This window comes from Bacillus pseudomycoides DSM 12442 (assembly GCF_000161455.1).
Lineage (GTDB): Bacteria > Bacillota > Bacilli > Bacillales > Bacillaceae_G > Bacillus_A > Bacillus_A pseudomycoides.
In genome coordinates this window covers 2,915,026-2,934,963 of the sequence record NZ_CM000745.1, presented here as the reverse complement: position 1 = coordinate 2,934,963, position 19,938 = coordinate 2,915,026, and the positions used below count along the sequence as shown (strand labels likewise).

Here is a 19,938-nt window from a genome sequence, read left to right as displayed (position 1 = left end):
ATTGGAAATGCTTTTTTAATTACTTGCTATCTTTCTCTGTTACATATGCCCACTTAAAGCTATACTCTGGGCTGATATTGTGTTTTACAATTCCTTTTACATTTGGTTGTAATACATAAGATCTACCTGATTGGAATAACGGTACTAGCGCTACATCTTCTTCAAGCAATAGTTTTTCAGCCTTCCCTAATTCTTCCCAGCGTTTCTTCGCATCTGCCATTAATTCTTTCTTCCCTTTATTAATCATTTCATCATATTTTGGATTTGAATAACTCATTTGGTTTTGAGAATTTGTTGATTCAAACATGTCTAAATATGTCATTGGATCTGCATAGTCTGGGTTCCAACCACCATATGAGAAATCATAATCTTGCTCAGATTCTAATTTTAATTTTTGTTTAAATGGCTGCATTTTAATGTTAACTGTTACACCTTTTAAATTTTTCTCAATTTGATCTTTTACATACTCACCAACTTTTTTTGCATTACTCGTATCATAGTTTAAGAATTCAAGTGTCACTTGATCTTTACCAAGCTCTTTCTTCGCTGCTTCCCAAGCCGCCGCTGCTTTTTTAGAATCTTGTTTTAAACCGTTTTTAAACGTTTCTTGAAAATCTTTACCGTCCGGTCCATTCGCTAATCCTTTTGGAACTAAGAAATCGGCAGGTTTGGAACCATCATTTAAAATTACATTTGCTAAATCCTTTTTGTTAATTGACAACGCAATTGCTTCACGTAATTTTTGGCTCTTTAGTGGTGTATCTTGACCAGCACGTTTTTGATTCAAGCGTAAGTAGAATGTACTTGGTTCCAGATATGTTCCAAATTCATCTTTCTTCGATTTATATTTATCAACAAACTCCCCAGTTAATAAAGAAAAGTCAATTTGACCACTATCATATAGATTCACACGAGTAGCTGCGTCTTTTACAACACTATAGTTAATTTCTTCTAGTTTCACATTCTTTTTATCCCAATAATTATCGTTTTTCTTTAACTTCCAACCATCTTCATGCTTCCAGTCAGTTAGAACAAACGGCCCATTGTAAACTACCGTATCAGATTCTAAACCGTATTTATCTCCTTTTTCTTTTACGAACTTTTCATTTAGTGGGTAATACGATACAAATGCCGTTAAGTTCAAGAAATATGGAACTGCGCTTTCCAGCTCAACTTCAAGTGTATAATCATCTACTGCTTTTGCACCTAAAGTAGATACTTCTGCTTTTCCTTTGTTAATTGCTTCTGCATTTTTAATATAATAAGCAATAAATGCGTATTCAGCAGCTGTCTTTGGATCTACTAACCGTTGCCATGCAAATACGAAATCTTTTGCTGTTACAGGATCTCCATTAGACCATTTTGCATCTTTACGAAGTTTAAATGTATACTTTTTTCCATCCTCACTTTTCGTACTTGATTCTGCCACAGCTGGGATTGGCTTATTATCTTTATCAAGGCGATATAACCCTTCCATTGTATTCCCTAAAATTTGTGACCCAAGAGTATCTGTATTTTTAGAAGTATCCATCGTTGGAATTTCGTTTGTTTCTGTACGATTTAGTACTTGTTTTGCTGCATATTTAATATCCGATTTCTTCTCTTCACCACTATTAGACGTTGTATTTGTCTTCTTATCCCCACCTGACCCCGAGCATGCCGATAACGCCATACTTACTGCTAAAACCGGTGCCACAACCGCTGTTAGTTTCTTGATCTTTTTCATTTGTGTACCCTCCCTAAATTATATGTACGATGATACATTTGAGAGATTTTCTAATACTTATGATATTATCAGAAAATTCTTATTAATTAATATTCTACTATTTTTTTCAAGTTTGTAAAGTTATTTTTCAAAATTCTGAAAATAGTTTTTCTATAATAATGATTCGCTTTTTAATAGCACAATTACAAGATTCTCCCCATCTACTATATGAGCACTAAAGCTTTCTTATTCATCTCTATTTTTTCGAATTATATATAACCTCCTTTCTCTCTATAAAGTGAAACTTTAATCAGTGTGGGTTTTCTTCATCCCCCACCTTCACTAACTTTTGTGGTAGGAGTCTTATTGCCTTTTAATCCCTCACTGCCATTCTTAATCAATATGAGATGAGATTATATTATCTTAAAAATTCATAAATACTACTTTTATTGTAGTATTTATGAATTTTTATCCTTTTAGCAATAAAACAAATTATAAACAAGATTCTTTCCATGAAAAAGCACCTCCAAAAGTAGTTGACCTACTTCCGGAGGCTCTTTTCTAATTTCATATTATTTTCCGCCTTTTTCCTCTACATACGCCCACTTAAAGCTGTATTCTGGACTAATATTATGTTTTACAATTCCTTTTACATTTGGTTTCATTACATATGCTCTACCTGTTTGATATAGTGGCACCATTGCTACATCTTCTTCAAGCAATAATTTTTCTGCTTTTCCTAACTCTTCCCAACGTTTCTTCGGATCAGACATTAATTCATTTCCTGCTTTTTTAACCATTTCATCATATTTTGGATTTGAGTAGCTCATTTGGTTATAAGGGCTCTTTGTTTCAAACATATCGATAAATGTCATTGGATCTGCATAGTCTGGGCTCCAACCTGCGTAAGAGATTTCATAGTCTTGCGCTGTCTCTAGTTTTAACTTTTGTTTAAACGGCTGGATTTTCGTATTAATTGTTACACCTTTTAAATTTTTCTCAATTTGGTCTTTTACATAATCAGCAACCTTTTTCGCTGTTCCATCATCATAACTTAACAATTCAATTGCCACTTGGTCTTTACCAAGTTCTTTTTTCGCTTCTTCCCATGCTGCAGCTGCTTTTTTCGTATCTTGCTTTAAACCATTTTTAAATGTTTCTGTGAAATCTTTACCGTCTGAACCAGTTGCTAGTCCTTTTGGTACTAATTGATCCGTTGCTTTAGAACCGTTGTTTAAGATAACATTTGCTAAACCTTTTTTATCAATTGACAATGCAATTGCTTCACGTAACTTTTTATTTTTCAGCGGCGTATCTTGGCCACCACGTTTTTCATTCAAACGTAAGAAGAAAGTGCTTGATTCTGCATACTCACCATATTCATCTTTCTTCGGTTTATATTTATCAACAAACTCTCCTGATAATAATGTAAAGTCAATTGCGTCAGTATCATATAAGTTCACTTTTGTAGCTACGTCTTTTACAACACTATAGTTAATTTCCTCTAGTTTCACACTCTTTTTATCCCAATAATTATCGTTTTTCTTCAACTTCCAACCTTGCTCATGCTTCCACTCAGACATTACAAATGGTCCATTATATAAAACTGTATCCGCCTCTAAACCGAATTTATTCCCTTTTTCTTTTACAAACTTTTCATTTAATGGATAGTATGATGGGAATGCCGTTAAATTTAAGAAATACGGAACAGGCTTTTCTAATTCCACTTCAAGGGTATAATCATCAACCGCTTTAGCACCTAATGTAGATATGTCTGCTTCTCCTTTATTAATTGCTTCTGCATTTTTAATATAGTAAGCAATAAACGCATATTCAGAAGCTGTGTTTTTATCAAGTAAGCGCTGCCATGCAAACACGAAATCTTTCGCTGTTACTGGATCACCATTTGACCATTTTGCATCTTTACGAAGCTTAAATGTATATTTTTTACCATCCTCACTTTTCGTGCTAGATTCAGCTGCAGCTGGGATTGGTTTATTATCTTTATCAAGGCGATATAGCCCTTCCATCGTATTCCCTAAAATTTGCGACCCAAGAGTATCTGTATTTTTAGAAGTATCCATTGTTGGAATTTCCTGATTTTCTGTACGATTTAATACTTGTTTTGCTGCATATTTAATATCAGATTTTTTCTCTTCACCACTATTAGACGTTGTACTTGTCTTCTTATCCCCACCTGATCCCGAGCATGCCGATAATGCCATACTCATTGCTAAAACTGGTGCTACAACCGCTGTTAACTTCTTAATCTTTTTCATTTGTGTACCCTCCCTAAATTATATGTACGATGATAACCTTGTTAGATTTCTGATATATTTGTATTATCAGAAAATTCTTATTAGTTAATATTCTACTATTTTTTTATGTTTTGTAAAGTTATTTTTTTTAATCTCGAAAATATTTTCTACTATAATGATAGTATATTTTAGTCACACTACTTTACAAAATCTCTCCATTCACTATATGACAGCAATACCCTTCTTATCATTCATTTAAATGAATATAAAATTATTCATATATAAATTTTATATCAAACACCACTTCTAATATCTAAAGTCTCTTTAAACAAGATTCATTACATAGAAAAAAGCACCTCCAAAAGTAGACAACCTACCTTTAGAAATGCTTTTCTATCTTTCTATTACTTACTATTTTCTTCTGTTACGTAAGCCCACTTGAAGCTGTATTCTGGACTGATGTTATGTTTTACAACACCTTTTACGTTTGGTTTCATTACATACGATTTAGCACTTTGGTATAACGGTACAAGCGCTACATCTTCTTCAAGCAACAGTTTTTCTGCCTTTCCTAACTCTTCCCAACGTTTCTTCGCATCTGCCATTAACTCTGTTTTTCCTTTTTTGATGATTTCATCATATTTTGGATTTGAGTAGCTCATTTGGTTTTGAGAATTTGTTGATTCGAACATATCTAAATATGTCATTGGATCCGCATAGTCTGGGTTCCAGCCACCATATGAGAAATCATAATCTTGTTCAGATTCTAATTTCAGCTTTTGTTTGAACGGCTGCATTTTAATATTAACTGTTACACCTTTTAAGTTTTTCTCAATTTGGTCTTTTACATATTCTCCAACTTTTTTCGCATTACTTGTATCATAGTTCAAGAACTCAAGTGTCACTTGATCTTTACCAAGCTCTTTTTTCGCTTCTTCCCAAGCTGCCGCTGCTTTTTTAGTGTCATTTTTCAGGCCAGTTTTAAACGTCTCTTGGAAATCTTTACCGTCTGGTCCATTCGCTAATCCTTTTGGCACTAAGTAATCAGCAGGTTTAGAACCATCATTTAAGATTACATTCGTTAAATCTTTTTTATTAATTGACAACGCAATTGCTTCACGTAATTTTTTGCTCTTTAGTGGTGTATCTTGGCCAGCACGTTTTTGATTTAAACGTAAGTAGAACGTACTTGGTTCTGAATATACTCCATATTCTTCTTTTTTATTTCTATATTTGTCAACAAACTCTCCAGCTAATAAAGTAAAGTCAATTTGGCCACTATCATATAAATTTACACGAGTTGCCATATCCTTTACAACACTATAGTTAACTTCGTCTAACTTCACATTCTTTTTATCCCAATAACTATCATTTTTCTTCAGCTTCCAGCCTTCCTCATGCTTCCAATCTGTAAGAACAAACGGTCCATTGTAAACAACTGTATCAGATTCTAAACCGAATTTATCTCCTTTTTCTTTTACGAACTTTTCATTTAATGGATAGTACGATGGGAATGCTGTTAAGTTTAAGAAATACGGAACTGCGTTTTCTAGTTCAACTTCAAGTGTATAATCATCTACCGCTTTTGCACCTAGCGTAGATACTTCCGCTTTCCCCTTATTAATCGCTTCTGCATTTTTAATATAGTATGCAATAAACGAATACTCAGCAGCTGTCTTTGGATCTAACAAACGTTGCCATGCAAACACGAAATCTTTCGCTGTTACTGGGTCACCGTTTGACCACTTTGCGTCTTTACGAAGTTTAAATGTATATTTTTTGCCATCCTCACTTTTCGTACTTGATTCAGCTGCAGCTGGGATTGGCTTATTATCTTTATCAAGGCGATATAACCCTTCCATTGTATTCCCTAAAATTTGTGATCCAAGAGTATCTGTTGATTTCGAAGTATCCATTGTTGGAATTTCGTTTGTTTCTGTACGATTCAGCACTTGCTTTGCCGCTAATTTAGCATCCGATTTGCTATCACTTCCGCTTGAATTCGTACTTGTTTTTTTGTCTCCACCTGTAGAACATGCTGTTAATGCCATACTCATTGCTAAAACTGGTGCTACGACTGCTGTTAATTTCTTCATCTTTTTCTTTTTCATTTTTTGTACCCTCCCTAATTTCCTGTACGTTTCTAGATTAAGAAATTTCTGATAATTCTGTTTTTCTTTATATTCTTATCAAAAGATTCCTATTAACTATTATTCTACTAATTTTTTGTTTTTTGTAAAGTATTATTATTAAAAATTTTGTAAAAATTATTTTATTACAGTAATATTCATAAACATTCTATTACGTTGATATAGAATTTTCTTGTATTACTATATGCATTTGATTTTTCTTCTATTTATTCCAATTGTAAAGAAAACTCTTCTGAATTATTGTTAATAAATAATGTATAATTCTAGTAAATCCTTTCTTAACAAAATAAAAAAGGTCAGCTTTACTGACCTTTTTATCCGGCTATTTTTTCTTTTTGCATACCTATTAGCATCTGTTTATCTTTCCCCTCATTAAATTCATTTTCGCTTTTCGCAACAACTACAGTTGCAATACCATTACCAATTAAATTTACGATAGCGCGCGTTTCTGACATAAAGTGAAACTTTAATCAGTGGGGTTTTCTTCATCCCCCACTGATTATTAGTTGAACCAATCGGGCTTTTACGGGCAGTTCATCCCCCACCTAACTTCTTTGCTTTTGCCAAATTTTGAGGTGTGGGTCTTACTGCCCATTAATGCGGGATAAAACGATCCCCCCCTAATAGACGAGCTAATCCTTCTAACGGAATAACACGCATCGCTGATAAAGTTGATGCCAATGCATAAAGCCCTCGCCAGTTACAGCAACTTCCCCTTTTAAAGTAACTAACAAAATAGCTATTGTTGTTAATTGTTGACCAAGCGAAAGATCGAGGTAAAAACCTTCACTGTATCATTCAAACAAAAAAGCAGATATTTATAATGATCTGCTTTACTAAAAAATATTTTATATTATGTTTTTCATATACTTTAACTCTCCCCATCTTCTTTTTTAATTTGCTGTTCACTTAATCCAAGATGTATTCGAAGTATATTACTAAGTTCTCTCAAACTCTTTGTATCTGGATTATAATAATAGACTCGTTCACCTTTCGGCCCATTCGGTAAATACAAATCATCTCCAGCTAATTGAATTTTCTCAATTGAAGCATTTAATCCGTATTTATAAAACGACAGCATATCAGCCAAAGCTAAGTTTGTCTTAAACTCACCATCTACAGCATCAATCATCTTTCCTATTTTCGTAACAGATCCCGCACTTTTTAATTTTGTTAAGATCGCTTCAATGACAAGCTGCTGACGCTGTCCTCTCATAGCATCACTATCGATATGACGTGTTCTTGCAAGAGCAAGTGCTTGTTCACCAGTTAATGTTTGCATTCCTTTTTTTAAATGAATAGCCTCCGGTTCATCTTTACTATTTTGTTCAGAAAACTCAATTGGAACATCTATTTCAATACCACCCAAATCATCAACAATTTTTATAAATGAATTAAAATTGAATTTCACAAAATAATCAACTGGTACATGTAATAATTTTTCTACCGCTTCAACAGACGCTTGCGGTCCTCCATCCTTTCCGTTCTTTACAAAGCCCCTACCATATGCATGTGTTATTTTATCCTTTTTCTTTTCGATTGGAACATATGTATACGTATCACGTGGTATGCTTATTAACTTGACTGTCTTATCATCCTTATTAAAAGTAGCTAGTAATAATGCATCTGTATGAAATGCACCATTATATTCTTTTTGACGCTCTTGATTTTCATCAATGCCCATAATTAAAAGAGAAACATTATTTGTTATTGGCTTTACAACTTCCTCACGCAAATCAGATTTCTCACCACGTGCTAGACTGAGAGAAGCTTTTTGTACCGCATTTGAAGTTTTATTATACAGATACGCACCATATCCTATTCCAACAGCTAACAACACCCCTACAAATATCCCTATCACTTTTCCTTTTTTATATTTTTTCTTATTCTTTTTTTCACGTGAAGATAAATTCTTCTCCATATTAGCTCCCCCGATATTTATTATTCTATACGAATTAAAAACTATCAAAATAACAAGATCATTATTTATTCAATACATTTTTCAATTTTTCGTATGAAGAAACATCTTTTTGAAATACGTTCTCATCAATCCCTTTGTTTATTTGTATCTTTTCCGTAGTAATAGAATACTGGATCATTCCATTATGAAAACTAAGAAAATTCAACATAATCCCCGTATTTTTTTCTACAATCATTTCGAATTTTCCTCTTAAGTCTTCAGATGTACTTAAAGGCATCTCTATGTTTATAACGCCCTCTATTTTATAACAGTCTAATCCAAGATACTTTGTTTCTTTAAAATTCCAATCTTTATATCGAATTAACAAATTTGCAAACTCCGATTGAATACTATATTTTGCTAGTCCGACATATTCATCATCATACCGCTTTTTCTCCCCCACTTTATTAAATGCTCTTTCAGTAGGTGTTAGTTTTAGTAACTCTATATTTTTAGGTTCTGACTTCCATCTCACTTCTTTATATGTATAATCTTTATCATTAAATTCTTGTTTTTTCCCTTGGTTATATAAAACTGTCATTTTTTTTGACTGACGATCCTCTTTAGAAGAAATCCCTCTCTGATTCCTTGTATCAATTGCGTACTTATAAGTAGTAATTAGGCGAGATGAACTAGAGTACTCTTCAAATTGCCCCTTAACATTTTTAAAATGATCGATTGAATCCAGCATTTTTTTGTGAATTTTTTCTTTTTCAGGATAATTTACATTAGATTTTGTTTCTTCCTCATTTTCATAATCTGAAAATGCCTTTTTCGTTACATATTCAAATACTCCACCTTTTTGCGCAAAACTTTGCACAGAAAATTCAAACATAGAAACGATTGACAATGCCATTATTGCCACACTAACAGCCATAGCTTGAACTCTATAAGACTTCTTCTTAACCGGGAGATTATGTAATGTATCATTAATTTTCCGATTCAAATGCTCCGGTAACATTGTTTTCTCTCGGTCTATTCGCTTTTTCAGTTTTTCATCAAATAATTCATCCTTATCCAACATATACACCTCCTATTCCATTCGTAATTGCTTCTGCAATTGTTCTCTTGCCCGTGACAACCTTGATTTAACAGTTCCTTTTGGTATTTCTAATAATGCCGCAATATTTTCTTGATTCATATCTTCATAATAGTAGAGTACTGTTACAGCTTTTAATTCTTCATTTAAAGACTGAATTGCATTATGAAGATCTATATCTTCATAAGAATCAAATGCTATCATATAATCATTATTTCCTTCTATCGCAATTACCTTTTTTCGTGATCGTATCATTTCATTACACTGATTCATCAGGATTCGAATGCACCATGTTTGGAAAAACTCTTCATTTTTAAGCTTTTTTATATTTTCATAAGCCTTTAGAATTGTTGTTTGTATCGCATCTTCTACGTCATTCTCATCATATAGCATTGCTTTGGCTATACGATAGAGCTGAACTTTATGTGTATGTATTAAAGAGACAAATGCTTCATGATCACCGTTTTTAGCTAAAGAAACATTACCCTCTTCTTTTACCATTATTTTATATACAGGTATTACTTTCACTGTCTATCCTCCCGTTTTATCCCGCTATTTGCGGGGCAGTAAGACCCACCACCTCAAAATCCAGCGAAAGCAAAGAAGTTAGGTGGGGCGGGCTAATAATCAATTGGGGATGAAGAAATCCCCTACTAATTAAAGTTTCACTTTATATCTTCCAATAAAACTTTACACTTATTAGATGGTTTAGTGGGGAAAAAGGTTCACTTTTTTTATAATTTTCCAGAAATAAAAAAAGATAGTTAGTTTATAAAGGAACTAACTATCTTTTCAACTCTATTTATCTATAGCGGTAAATCTCTCTTTTTGAACAATACAATCGCTACTACAAAGATACAAATCGCACCAAAAATTAATCCCATACTTACCGGCCATATGTTATATGTCCCTGCCACAATTTCTTTTGGACGGAACAACGTAAATAATGATATATTTCTCATCCATTCTAGCTTATCACTTAATTTCCCTACCATATCTAGTAAATAAAACAAAATTGTAACACTGGCAGAAAGACTAAGAGCTTTTCTTTCATCGTTACATATACAAGAGAATAAAAATGAATAGGCACTGACTACGAAAAACAACAGCCCCCCAACTAAATTCATTTTGAAGAATACTTCTTGATTTAAATTGTTATCTTTCAAGAGCCACTCTGCTCCTAATACACCAGCTCCATACGTCGCAAGTATAATAATCAGCAATCCTAGAATAAGAACTACCCCTTGTGTTATTGCAATTTTCACTCTAGATACCGGTGTTGCCAACAAATAAGCCATCGCCCCTTTATCTACATAACAAGCCATTACATGTGTAGCAACCGTTACACTAAAAATTGTCAATATAATTAGAAACAACATGCCATAGTATTCACCTGCTAAAAAATCACTTACATTTTGAATCGAATTTTCCATGCCAACAATCTTTTTCACACTATCTGGCATAGCATCTATCATTTCATTTAATCCTTTCGCAGATACGAGCGATGGAAATATCCAAATTAATAACCACAAATAAAGAGCCGCACCAATTGAATAACTCCATATGCTTTTTTGATTTTCTTTAAAGCTAGCTAAAAACAGCTGTTTATTCATGTTTCACACCCTCCTTCGCATCATAATAATGCATAAATAAATGTTCTAAATCCATCGCCCTCGTTTGAAGTGCTTTCACATTATACCTAGCAAGCGTTTGTAATACTTCCTGATAATTCCCCTGTACAATAATGGACGCTGTATTCCCCTTCACCGCTTCAAAGTGTAAATTTTCCTTTTGTAAAGAACGCATTTCCACTTGAGATGAAACCGTTACATCCATTACCTGTCTTCTCATGCCTTGTAAATCATGAATATTTTCCACCGTTACAAGGCGACCATCCTTAATAATAGCTACCCGGTCACATGTCCGCTCAATTTCTGTGAAAATATGGGATGACATAAGGATTGTCTTTCCTTTTTGTTTTTCCTCTAGTATTAAATCAATAAAAGTTTGCTGCATGAGTGGATCTAATCCTGACGTTGGTTCATCCAAAATTAACACTTCTGGATCATGCATAAATGCAGCTACAATTCCTACTTTTTGTTTCATCCCTTTAGACATTTTCCGAATTGGTGTTTTCACATCAAATTGTAATCTTTCAATAAGCTCATCACGTCTCTTTACATCTTTCAATCCGCGCATACCTTGCATAAGTTTTAAAAATTCTAATCCATTCATTCCTTCTATAAAGGAAATTTCCCCTGGTAAATAACCAACTTCCCTTTGAATTTTTGCAGCTTCGTTCCAGCAGTCTAGACCGAAAATTTCTGCATGACCAGCAGTTGGCTTTATAAATCCCATTAAATTACGAATCGTTGTTGATTTCCCTGCACCATTTGGCCCTAGGTAACCGAAAACTTCACCTTCTTTTACTTGAAAAGTAATATCAAATAATCCTTTTCCATTTGAAAATTTTTTTGTGACATTTTGGACTGAAATCATTATTCCACCTCATTTTTTGAAATATTTCGTGTTTTATATTTCAAAATTATTGTACTCCTCTCTATTTAAATTGGCAACAACTTTTTGAAATATTTTTATGTTCATATTTCAAAAATATTGTTTTCATCTCTATTTTCTTGTATATTTTAAATGAGGTGATTGTATTGAACGGTTTTGAAAAAGTAAAAGAAAAGAAAAAACGCGCCATTAAAGACGCTGCGTTATCATTATTTTCAGAGCGTGGATTTAATGAAGTAAAAATAGAGGACATCGCAAAAAAAGCAAAAGTATCTCAAGTTACCATTTATAATCATTTTGGTAGTAAAGATGCGCTTTTCCGGGAGCTTATTCACGAATTTGCGACGACTGAGTTTCAATTCTATCAAGAGATAGCAGCTGAAAATATGACATTTCAAGAGATGTTTCATAAGATGATGCGACGTAAAATGGAGAGTGGTAGTTTATTTCACCCTGATATGCTGTTGCAAGTAATCCAAAAAGATCCAGAGCTTCGCGAATTTATATATCGTTACCAAAATGAAACAGTCCTGCCTTGGTTTTTAGAGATATTAGAAAATGCACAACGTAAAAATGAAATTAATCCCAATCTTTCAAAAGAAATGATATTACTATACATTCAAATGTTCAGTAAGTTCGGCGAAGATTACGGTGTACAACTCTTGGAGGACGATCGTGAAAAACATATAAAAGATATCATTACGATGTTTTTTTATGGGCTTTCCAACCCTGAAAATGTCACTCGGGAAAATTAGATTAATAATTTGAATTGTTTATATTTCATTCGAAGAGAAAAATTATATCCCACAACAAAAACATATATTCCAATCCTAAAACCCATAAAAAAAGACACGAAATCGTGTCTTTTTAACTTATAGTGAGATAACTCTACCTGTTTCACTACTTTCAATTGCCAATTGAATAAGTTGAATCACCTGTAAACCCTCTTCAGCTGTTACAGGAGGTTGCATACCATTTACTATACTATCTCGAATTCCTTTATAATACATTTCATAGCATCCCACTTCTGTTGGAATATGCTTCACTTCTTCTTCTGTTTCTAAAACAGCAAAATTACTTTCACTATCTTCTCCATATCCTATATCACCTGGCTTCATACCAGCTTTTAATTGGTCTTCTTGTGAATCCATACCATATTTAACAATTGAGCCTTTATCCCCATGAACACTAAAATGAGGGCCTGCATGTTTCACATAACTACTACTATGTAAAATGACACGCTTGATTCCATAGTAAAGTACAATATGGAAATAATCATCCGTTTCTGCCCCAGGTCGTTGCTTTACTATATCCGCACTAACAGCATCTGGTTTTCCGAATAAATGTAATGCCTGGTCAATTAAATGCGATCCTAGATCGTATAAAATCCCCGATCCTGGTAAGTTCTTTTCACGCCAGCGCTCACGTACATGAGGACGGAAGCGATCAAAATGCGCTTCATATGTATACACATTTCCAATTTGTTTTTCCTCAATTAATTTCTTTATTGTTAAAAAATCATTATCAAAGCGGCGATTATGATAAACACTAACAAAGACATTATGCTCTTTCGCCAATCTAATAAGTTCTTCACCCTCTTCAACTGAAACAACAAATGGCTTTTCTACAACGACATGTTTTCCATGTACAATAGCTTCTTTTACAAATGGAAAATGCGTTGTATTTGGTGACGTAATAACAACAAGATCAATATCTTCTCGTTCTACCAATTCTTCAATTGTGTTAACAACTTGCACAGTTGGTAATGCCTGCTTTACTACTTCTTCTTTCGAAGATACAATAGCGCGAATATCATATTCATCAATCGTTTGTAATAAAGGGATGTGAAATGTTGTACTTGAAAATCCAAATCCTACAATCCCTACTCCTATTTTTTTCATATATTCCCTCCATATTTGAGAACGATTTCATAGTTATTATATCAAGTTTTATTTTATTTACATAACCATTTGCTCATTCTTAGATCGGTAAAAATAAAGTAAAGCTTTAATCAGTGGGGATTTCTTCATACCCCACTGATTATTAGCCGTTACTTAAATAACAAGGCAAACTGAATTCTTATAAATGACTGTAGAGAAGAAATTTTCGTTTTGAGAGTACTATAAAACATTTGCTTGATAGGCATAGGCATTCCCCAAAAAGCATATGCCTACTTTCAATTCTTCTCACCTTATTTACTTTATTCTTCTATAAGATTTTATAAAATCAAAATTTTCTCAATATACAAAACAAAAACATAATTTATAATAACTCTTGAGCTAACTATTTTTAAAATTTATTTTTTATCTTCTATTTTCTTGGAGGATTTATTTCATTATTTCCATCTTTAAAAAAGGAAGGGTGAAGTCATGAACAATACAGAAAAAAAACTAGAATACATATTGTTTAGTAGCTGGTCGGTTTCCTTTATTGCAACCCTCGGGAGTTTATATCTGTCTGAAATAATGAAATATGAGCCCTGTACATTATGCTGGTATCAACGTATTCTCATGTATCCACTAGTTCTTTTACTAGGAACAGCTATTATACGAAAAGATTATAGAATTGGGATTTATAGTTTGATTCTCGCTATCATTGGCGCATGTATAGCTGCCTATCACTATTCCCTTCAAAAAATCCCATTTTTATCTGAAAACGGAACATCATGTGGGAGAATACCTTGCACAGGGGATTATTTAGATTGGTTCGGATTTATTACAATCCCATTTCTCGCTCTATTAGCCTTTCTTCTTATTATTATTTGTGGCTTTATTCTTATGAAAATAAGCAAGGAGAGAAACAGTATATGAAAAAAATGCTTTTTTTCATTATTACTATTTTATCAATATTTACACTTATTTTTGTTCTAACCAATAAAGGAACAAAAAGTGAAAAAACCATAAGTACTGAGGAGGTAAATTATTATAAAAATCAAATTACCCCTGAACAATTGCAACAAGATCTATCAAATCACAAAACAAAAATAGTTTATTTCTACAAAACAACCTGTCCGCATTGCCAAAGGATTTCACCAATTGTAGTTCCTATGACAAAAAATATGAATATTGATATGCAAGTTTTGAATCTAGAAGAATATAAACAAGGTTGGGATATGTTTCAAATAAAAGGAACACCTACAATTATTTCTTACAAAGATGGAAAGGAAATGAATCGTATATTAGGCGAACAGTCTTTACAAACGTTTCAAACATGGTTTAAAAACAACAAATAAGAGTTTTTATTTTACCAAAAACGCTATTTTTTCAAACTCATAACTAGAGTATTGATAAAGAAACAAACATTAGCTTTATTTTTTATTTTTAACCATACATTCTATTAATTTATAGGGGAGTAAAGGGGCTCTCCCTCATGCTTACCAATCTTAAATAAAGGATGATTTTTATTTGATAGGTATGAGGGGGATTCCCCATCTGCAATAAAATATAATTTATTAGGAGGTAACACGTATGTTTAAAAAAGTTGCATTATCAATTGCTTCAGTAGCGGTAGCAGGTTCGGTTTTATTTGCAAGTCAATCGGTAACGGAAGCTGCTTTTTATCCGGTACAAAAAACAGGTTCTGGGCTAGATCTTCGCACAACTCCAACAATAAATGGCACACGGACCGAATCAAACATTCCAGATGGCACTCAACTTTGGTTATTTTGCTATGTGAATGGCGAATCTTATATGGGAAGTAATGTTTGGGATTTTGTAGATGATAATGGCTATGGTGGTGAGTTAGATCAAGGCTTTGCTCCTGACTATTTCATTAAAACTGGTTCTTCTAAACCAGTTGTTGGATACTGCGCTTTTTAATTGGAAAACACAAGAAAACAGCCTCATCAGGCTGTTTTCTTTTTTACATAGTAATCTCAGTAGTAGTTACTGTGCTCACTTCATTTTTTGTTTGCTGATCTCGTACCGCATCAGTAATTACTTTTACGAATTTAACATCATTTGGAGCTTGAGATAAGAAACAGATAAGTGTAAACTTCATTTTTTCCTTCGCATTTAAGCTTCGACTTTTTGGATCCGCATTCATTTTATATACATCTACTTGTTCACCATTACTTAAAACAAGTGTTTTAAAAGGCCCTTGTTCCAAATCAAGTACTTGATCTGAAGTATTTTCTAAAGTGGTTGTAAATTGTATTGCATTCATTTGCTCTGTACCTAGTCCTCGTTCTTTTAAGTTGTATTTCCCAATTTCACTTACTTCTGTACTCTGAATTACCTTAATTCTTTCTACTTGAATATGAAGAGGCCCTGCTTCTATCATTGTATTAGGCTCACTTAATTGCTTTAGAATCACTGTTCCAAGTGGATGCTTTGCTTTTTGTCCTACTTGTGTTAATGGTTCTGTATAAGGCTTAGCTTTTACATTAGTTTCAGCTATTGGAGCTTTTTTATTATCAGATTCTACCTCTTTTTCAGAATTTGTTTGATTGGAACAAGCAGATATAAATATACATACAGATACAGTCATTAAAAAGGGATATACTTTTTTCATTTATGGACTCCTTTATTACAGAATATAGTTAACACATTTATTACTGTTCTATAGTTCTTAAATTATTGTAAATTAACAATGTGTTTTTTTGAATATTGAAATCAACAATATATGCAATCTTATATTGAGAAAATTTATTGTTACATATTTTCTTGCCTGCTTCTTTCAAACATTTCTTTACTTTCACTCGAAGAGTTAGTAATAACAAAAATACCCAAAATAACCAATGTCATTCCAAAAATATGATACCAGAAGAGAGGTTCATGTAATATAAAGGCTGATAAAATTACTGTGCTTATAGGCATTAAAGCAGTAAATACTGCCGCTGTCCCCGCTGATACCACTTCTAACCCTTGATTCATTAATAGAACAGCTAATACAGTAATTACAACTCCTGTATATAATACGAGTAGCCACGCCAATGGAGATACAGTTAAAAAGTTAAAATGTAAAGATTGATATATTGCAGAAGGCAAAAATAATACCGCACCTGTCAAACTCATAATTGTTGTCATCGTTAAAGGTCTTAAAGGGGTAGAAATTAATTTTCCAAAGGAAAAGAAAATCGCTTCTCCAATAACAGCACAGAAGATTAACATATTTCCTATTAATGAGTGCGAGCCTACATTAAAATTTAATACCTGACCAAAAACATTGATAGACAATGTACCTAAAATAGTTAAAAGAATCCCTCCTATTTTATTCATTCCTAATCTTTCTTTTAGAAAATAATAAGAGATTAAAGCCATTATTGCAGGCGTACAACTCATAATAATGCCGCTATCTAAAGCTGTTGTTTGTCTTAAACCATATAATGTGCAAACACTAAATAAAAACACCCCTATAAAACTTTGAAGAAAAAATATGATGTAATCCTTTTTTACTAGTTTAGGCATTTTTTCACCTTTATATAAAAATAAAGGAAGTAATATTAAGCAAGCAATCAGTAATCTAAGCTCAGAAGCAATAAATATAGGAAGTTCTTTAATAATGTACTTATTAACAATAACGAAGCTTCCAATTGCAACCATTGCAAATGACATTTGAATATAAGCAATTGTTTGTTTGGACATATTGGATTCCTTTCTCACTAAATTGTTAGTATTAATAGCTTTATTTAGCATGTTGCTTGTTATTATTTTGATATTCAACTGGTTACATAGCATAAGCTCTTAAACCTTTATGAGTTGAAAGATCTTGTATGTATGATGATTTCATGGTTAATTACCCTTTGGCCGAAAACTCGTTTATAATGAATCAGCTCTTTTAGAAAATAAGAATTTCTAAAAATCATAACTAACAATAGCATGTAGCATCTTATATTTGCAAAATAAAAAATTGATTATCTTTTGAGAAATTTATACCGAATAATCAACCATAGACTAAAAAAAAGTTTTTTATGGCTATGTTTCTTATCCTTCAAAAACACTATTATTTTAAAATATCTTGTATATCTCTTTATTTTATTTGAATGCTTATATTTTCAATAAATTTTCTTGGGATTCATTTTGATGTTGAGAAAAATAATTATATTCAGAATATTATTGACGGTTATTTTTTAAGGATGATACTATGAACAACATGATAAACAAGTTTCAAATTAGTATCTAAACTTTATATGATGGCAGTGTAGCCAAGTGGTAAGGCATAGGTCTGCAAAACCTAATTCCTTGGTTCAAATCCAAGCACTGCCTCCATACATTTTAAGGAGGTAACTTATGTCGAATTCAATGAATGTAAAAAAGAAAGGAATTCATCAATTAGTTGCATCAGAAGAAGAAATGATCAAGTTAATCAGTGAAGAATTAAAAAATACTACTCAAGAAGAATTAGTAATTATGTCAGGGCATTTTATGCTCTTTTTTAATGAAGAAACAAATAGCTTAACTCCTGGAATTATCGAAGAACAGAAAACAGATGTGATGAAAGAGAGGATTTCACGTAGGGTAGGTATATTCCCTTTATACACTTGGAATATCGGAATTCAATTAGGCGAGCAATTTTATGAACAATTTAAAGACATTAAATACCTATTGTTAATTAATGATTGGCAATACGTTCCATCTACAAATGCAAGTGTTAGTGATCTTCGCAAAGAGTTTTATGAGAGATATACAGAAATTCCAGAAGCTTACGTTACAAGTTTAGAAAAGAGTAAATACTTTAATCAGCAGAGTATCTTGTCTAACCGAAAAAATCCGATTTTTTTCCCTGAAACTTGGCTTAAATATAGATTTCAAAAAAGCGCTAGTAAGCTAGTAAAAGAAGGAAAATTAGAAAAGAGAATGTTAAACGATCGAGAAAATCAATCCGAAGTATCATTTGTAGATGAGGATGGAAATTATAAAACATTAATTAGTTGTGGTGTAACTGGATGTGCAGGAGAAATTACAGAAATGATAGCTGAGGTACATAAGGCAGGTTATAGAGCATTGTTATTATTCGCACCTGGAGAGTGTTACCAACCTGTACGTACAGGTATTGAAATCGCTCTTAATCTATATAATTTAACAGGGATGAAAGTGATTGTTGCGGATCCTGGTGGAAGTGGCGAAATGTCAAAAGAAGACATCTATGAAAAAACCGTTAATTTCTCTGTGTTTTCTTCGTGATAAAGGAGGGCAATGCTTATGAGACAGGTGTACTTAGATTATGCTGCTACTACTCCATGTCATAATAAAGTGATTGAAGTTGTAGAAAAGTACATGAAAACAGAATTTGCAAACCCTTCATCTCAGCATGTGATGGGAAAAAAAGCACAGTATGCGGTGTATCAAGCGAAAAGTAAGATTGCAATTTCTATTGGTGCTCATAAAGAAGAAATAATATTTACTTCGGGTGCAACAGAAAGTAACAACTTGGCGTTGTTAGGAGCAATTGATTATCATGAAAAAGAACCCGTAAATGTAATTCTCTCACCTATAGACCATAAATCGATTTTAGAGGTTGGAAAAGAGTTACAAAGAAGAGGTATTATCGTAAAATATGTGGACATTAAACGTGATGGAACCATTTGCTTAGATTCATTGAGTCGCTTATTAGATGATGATACAAGAGTTGTTAGTTTTGCATATGTTAATTCTGAGGTGGGAACAATTCAACCAATCAATGAGATTTCTGCTTTATGCAGAAAATATAAAACATTGATACATGTAGATGCTGTTCAAGCTTTTGGAAAAATACCAATAGATGTGAAAAAATTGGACATAGATGCTTTATCTTTATCTGGACATAAAATTTACGGACCAAAAGGTATAGGCATTTTATATGTAAACCAGCACAAACAGGAATATTTTCGTCCTTTATTGTTTGGTGGTGAACAAACATATTTACGGAGTGGAACATTACCCACTTCACTAATAGCTGGCATGGGCGTAGCTAGTGATATAGCTATATTAGAACTAAAAGAGAATTATGAAAAAGCACTGAAATTAAGAACAATTGTTATAAATCAAATTCAACAAGAAATACCCCTTTCTCGCATAAATGTATGTATGGAAAATAGCATACCTCATATCATAAATATAATGATCCCAAATATTAGTTCAGAAACACTTATAGCAGGTATGAGAACTGTTTCTATTTCTTCAGGATCTGCTTGTAATTCAAACAGTTTAGAACCGTCATATGTATTACAAGAGATTGGATTATCCAAAGAAGAAGCCAATAGTTCTATTCGTATATCCATTAGTCCATATTTAAGTGAAGAAGAAATTTTATACGCTGTTGATGAGATTATAGCTAAAATTAAAGATATTTATTGCGTGCAACAGGGATTTTAAAAATAATATAAAAAA

17 protein-coding genes, 1 tRNA gene and 2 pseudogenes are annotated in these 19,938 nt (G+C 32.6%); 7 read left to right on the top strand and 13 right to left on the bottom strand.

Features of this window, described 5'->3' with window-relative positions; translation table 11 throughout:
• Nucleotides 1-19: 19 nt before the first annotated feature.
• The 10 genes and pseudogenes from BPMYX0001_RS14755 to BPMYX0001_RS14720 form a co-directional block, all read right to left on the bottom strand.
• The gene (locus tag BPMYX0001_RS14755; protein WP_006095583.1) at nt 20-1,726 is read right to left on the bottom strand and encodes a peptide ABC transporter substrate-binding protein; all 1,707 of its coding nucleotides are present in this window, start codon (nt 1,724-1,726) and stop codon (nt 20-22) included.
• A gap of 551 nt (nt 1,727-2,277) precedes the next feature.
• Nucleotides 2,278-3,984 (bottom strand): peptide ABC transporter substrate-binding protein, encoded by a 1,707-nt coding sequence (locus BPMYX0001_RS14750; protein WP_006095582.1) that lies wholly within the window; start codon nt 3,982-3,984, stop codon nt 2,278-2,280.
• Between the two features lie 383 nt (nt 3,985-4,367).
• Nucleotides 4,368-6,074 carry a peptide ABC transporter substrate-binding protein gene (locus tag BPMYX0001_RS14745; RefSeq protein WP_006095581.1) on the bottom strand — a complete coding sequence of 569 codons (1,707 nt, stop codon included), beginning with the start codon at nt 6,072-6,074 and terminating at the stop codon, nt 4,368-4,370.
• 353 nt (nt 6,075-6,427) lie between these two features.
• Nucleotides 6,428-6,571 (bottom strand): annotated as a pseudogene (locus BPMYX0001_RS30940) (C4-dicarboxylate ABC transporter); the annotation flags it as partial.
• A gap of 145 nt (nt 6,572-6,716) precedes the next feature.
• Nucleotides 6,717-6,895: pseudogene (locus BPMYX0001_RS34090) on the bottom strand (cation:dicarboxylate symporter family transporter); the annotation flags it as partial.
• Nucleotides 6,896-6,984: 89 nt separating this feature from the next.
• Entirely contained in the window at nt 6,985-8,034 is a 1,050-nt protein-coding gene (locus BPMYX0001_RS14740; protein WP_006095579.1) for an LCP family protein, read from the bottom strand.
• Between the two features lie 61 nt (nt 8,035-8,095).
• Entirely contained in the window at nt 8,096-9,097 is a 1,002-nt protein-coding gene (locus BPMYX0001_RS14735; RefSeq protein WP_006095578.1) for a hypothetical protein, read from the bottom strand.
• 9 nt (nt 9,098-9,106) lie between these two features.
• Nucleotides 9,107-9,640, bottom strand: coding sequence for an RNA polymerase sigma factor (locus tag BPMYX0001_RS14730; RefSeq protein WP_033799033.1), 534 nt, complete (start codon nt 9,638-9,640; stop codon nt 9,107-9,109).
• A gap of 278 nt (nt 9,641-9,918) precedes the next feature.
• On the bottom strand, nt 9,919-10,725 hold the full coding sequence (locus BPMYX0001_RS14725) for an ABC transporter permease subunit (RefSeq protein WP_033799032.1): 807 nt from the start codon (nt 10,723-10,725) through the stop codon (nt 9,919-9,921).
• Nucleotides 10,718-11,611, bottom strand: a complete 894-nt coding sequence (locus tag BPMYX0001_RS14720) for an ABC transporter ATP-binding protein (protein WP_003207942.1) — start codon at nt 11,609-11,611, stop codon at nt 10,718-10,720. Before BPMYX0001_RS14720 ends, BPMYX0001_RS14725 begins: the two co-directional genes overlap by 8 nt.
• A gap of 137 nt (nt 11,612-11,748) precedes the next feature.
• Here BPMYX0001_RS14720 and BPMYX0001_RS14715 point away from each other — a divergent pair, with 137 nt between their 5' ends.
• Complete coding sequence (locus tag BPMYX0001_RS14715; protein ID WP_006095575.1) at nt 11,749-12,384, top strand: TetR/AcrR family transcriptional regulator; 636 nt, start codon at nt 11,749-11,751, stop codon at nt 12,382-12,384.
• 117 nt (nt 12,385-12,501) lie between these two features.
• Here the strand turns inward: BPMYX0001_RS14715 and BPMYX0001_RS14710 are convergent, their stop codons facing one another.
• Nucleotides 12,502-13,530: an oxidoreductase gene (locus tag BPMYX0001_RS14710; protein ID WP_006095574.1), complete on the bottom strand. Its 1,029-nt coding sequence runs from the start codon at nt 13,528-13,530 to the stop codon at nt 12,502-12,504.
• A gap of 468 nt (nt 13,531-13,998) precedes the next feature.
• Here BPMYX0001_RS14710 and BPMYX0001_RS14705 point away from each other — a divergent pair, with 468 nt between their 5' ends.
• The 3 genes from BPMYX0001_RS14705 to BPMYX0001_RS14695 all read left to right on the top strand — a co-directional run bounded on the left by BPMYX0001_RS14705 (nt 13,999) and on the right by BPMYX0001_RS14695 (nt 15,447).
• Complete coding sequence (locus BPMYX0001_RS14705) at nt 13,999-14,439, top strand: disulfide oxidoreductase (protein WP_033799030.1); 441 nt, start codon at nt 13,999-14,001, stop codon at nt 14,437-14,439.
• Complete coding sequence (locus tag BPMYX0001_RS14700) at nt 14,436-14,861, top strand: thioredoxin family protein (RefSeq protein WP_033799029.1); 426 nt, start codon at nt 14,436-14,438, stop codon at nt 14,859-14,861. The genes BPMYX0001_RS14705 and BPMYX0001_RS14700 overlap by 4 nt, the downstream gene beginning before the upstream one ends.
• A 235-nt stretch (nt 14,862-15,096) precedes the next feature.
• Entirely contained in the window at nt 15,097-15,447 is a 351-nt protein-coding gene (locus tag BPMYX0001_RS14695; RefSeq protein ID WP_006095571.1) for a hypothetical protein, read from the top strand.
• Nucleotides 15,448-15,490: 43 nt separating this feature from the next.
• Here BPMYX0001_RS14695 and BPMYX0001_RS14690 read toward each other — a convergent pair whose 3' ends face one another.
• Both BPMYX0001_RS14690 and BPMYX0001_RS14685 read right to left on the bottom strand, forming a co-directional pair.
• Nucleotides 15,491-16,141: a hypothetical protein gene (locus BPMYX0001_RS14690; protein WP_003199047.1), complete on the bottom strand. Its 651-nt coding sequence runs from the start codon at nt 16,139-16,141 to the stop codon at nt 15,491-15,493.
• Nucleotides 16,142-16,281: 140 nt separating this feature from the next.
• Nucleotides 16,282-17,214, bottom strand: a complete 933-nt coding sequence (locus BPMYX0001_RS14685) for a DMT family transporter (protein WP_006095570.1) — start codon at nt 17,212-17,214, stop codon at nt 16,282-16,284.
• Between the two features lie 550 nt (nt 17,215-17,764).
• Here BPMYX0001_RS14685 and BPMYX0001_RS14680 point away from each other — a divergent pair.
• From BPMYX0001_RS14680 to BPMYX0001_RS14670, 3 genes are all read left to right on the top strand, one after another.
• A tRNA-Cys gene (locus tag BPMYX0001_RS14680) sits at nt 17,765-17,838 on the top strand.
• Between the two features lie 21 nt (nt 17,839-17,859).
• A complete protein-coding gene (locus BPMYX0001_RS14675) occupies nt 17,860-18,753 on the top strand; it encodes an LPD16 domain-containing protein (protein ID WP_018781490.1) in 894 nt (297 codons plus the stop codon).
• Nucleotides 18,754-18,771: 18 nt separating this feature from the next.
• A complete protein-coding gene (locus BPMYX0001_RS14670) occupies nt 18,772-19,923 on the top strand; it encodes a cysteine desulfurase family protein (protein WP_018781489.1) in 1,152 nt (383 codons plus the stop codon).
• Nucleotides 19,924-19,938 lie beyond the last annotated feature (15 nt).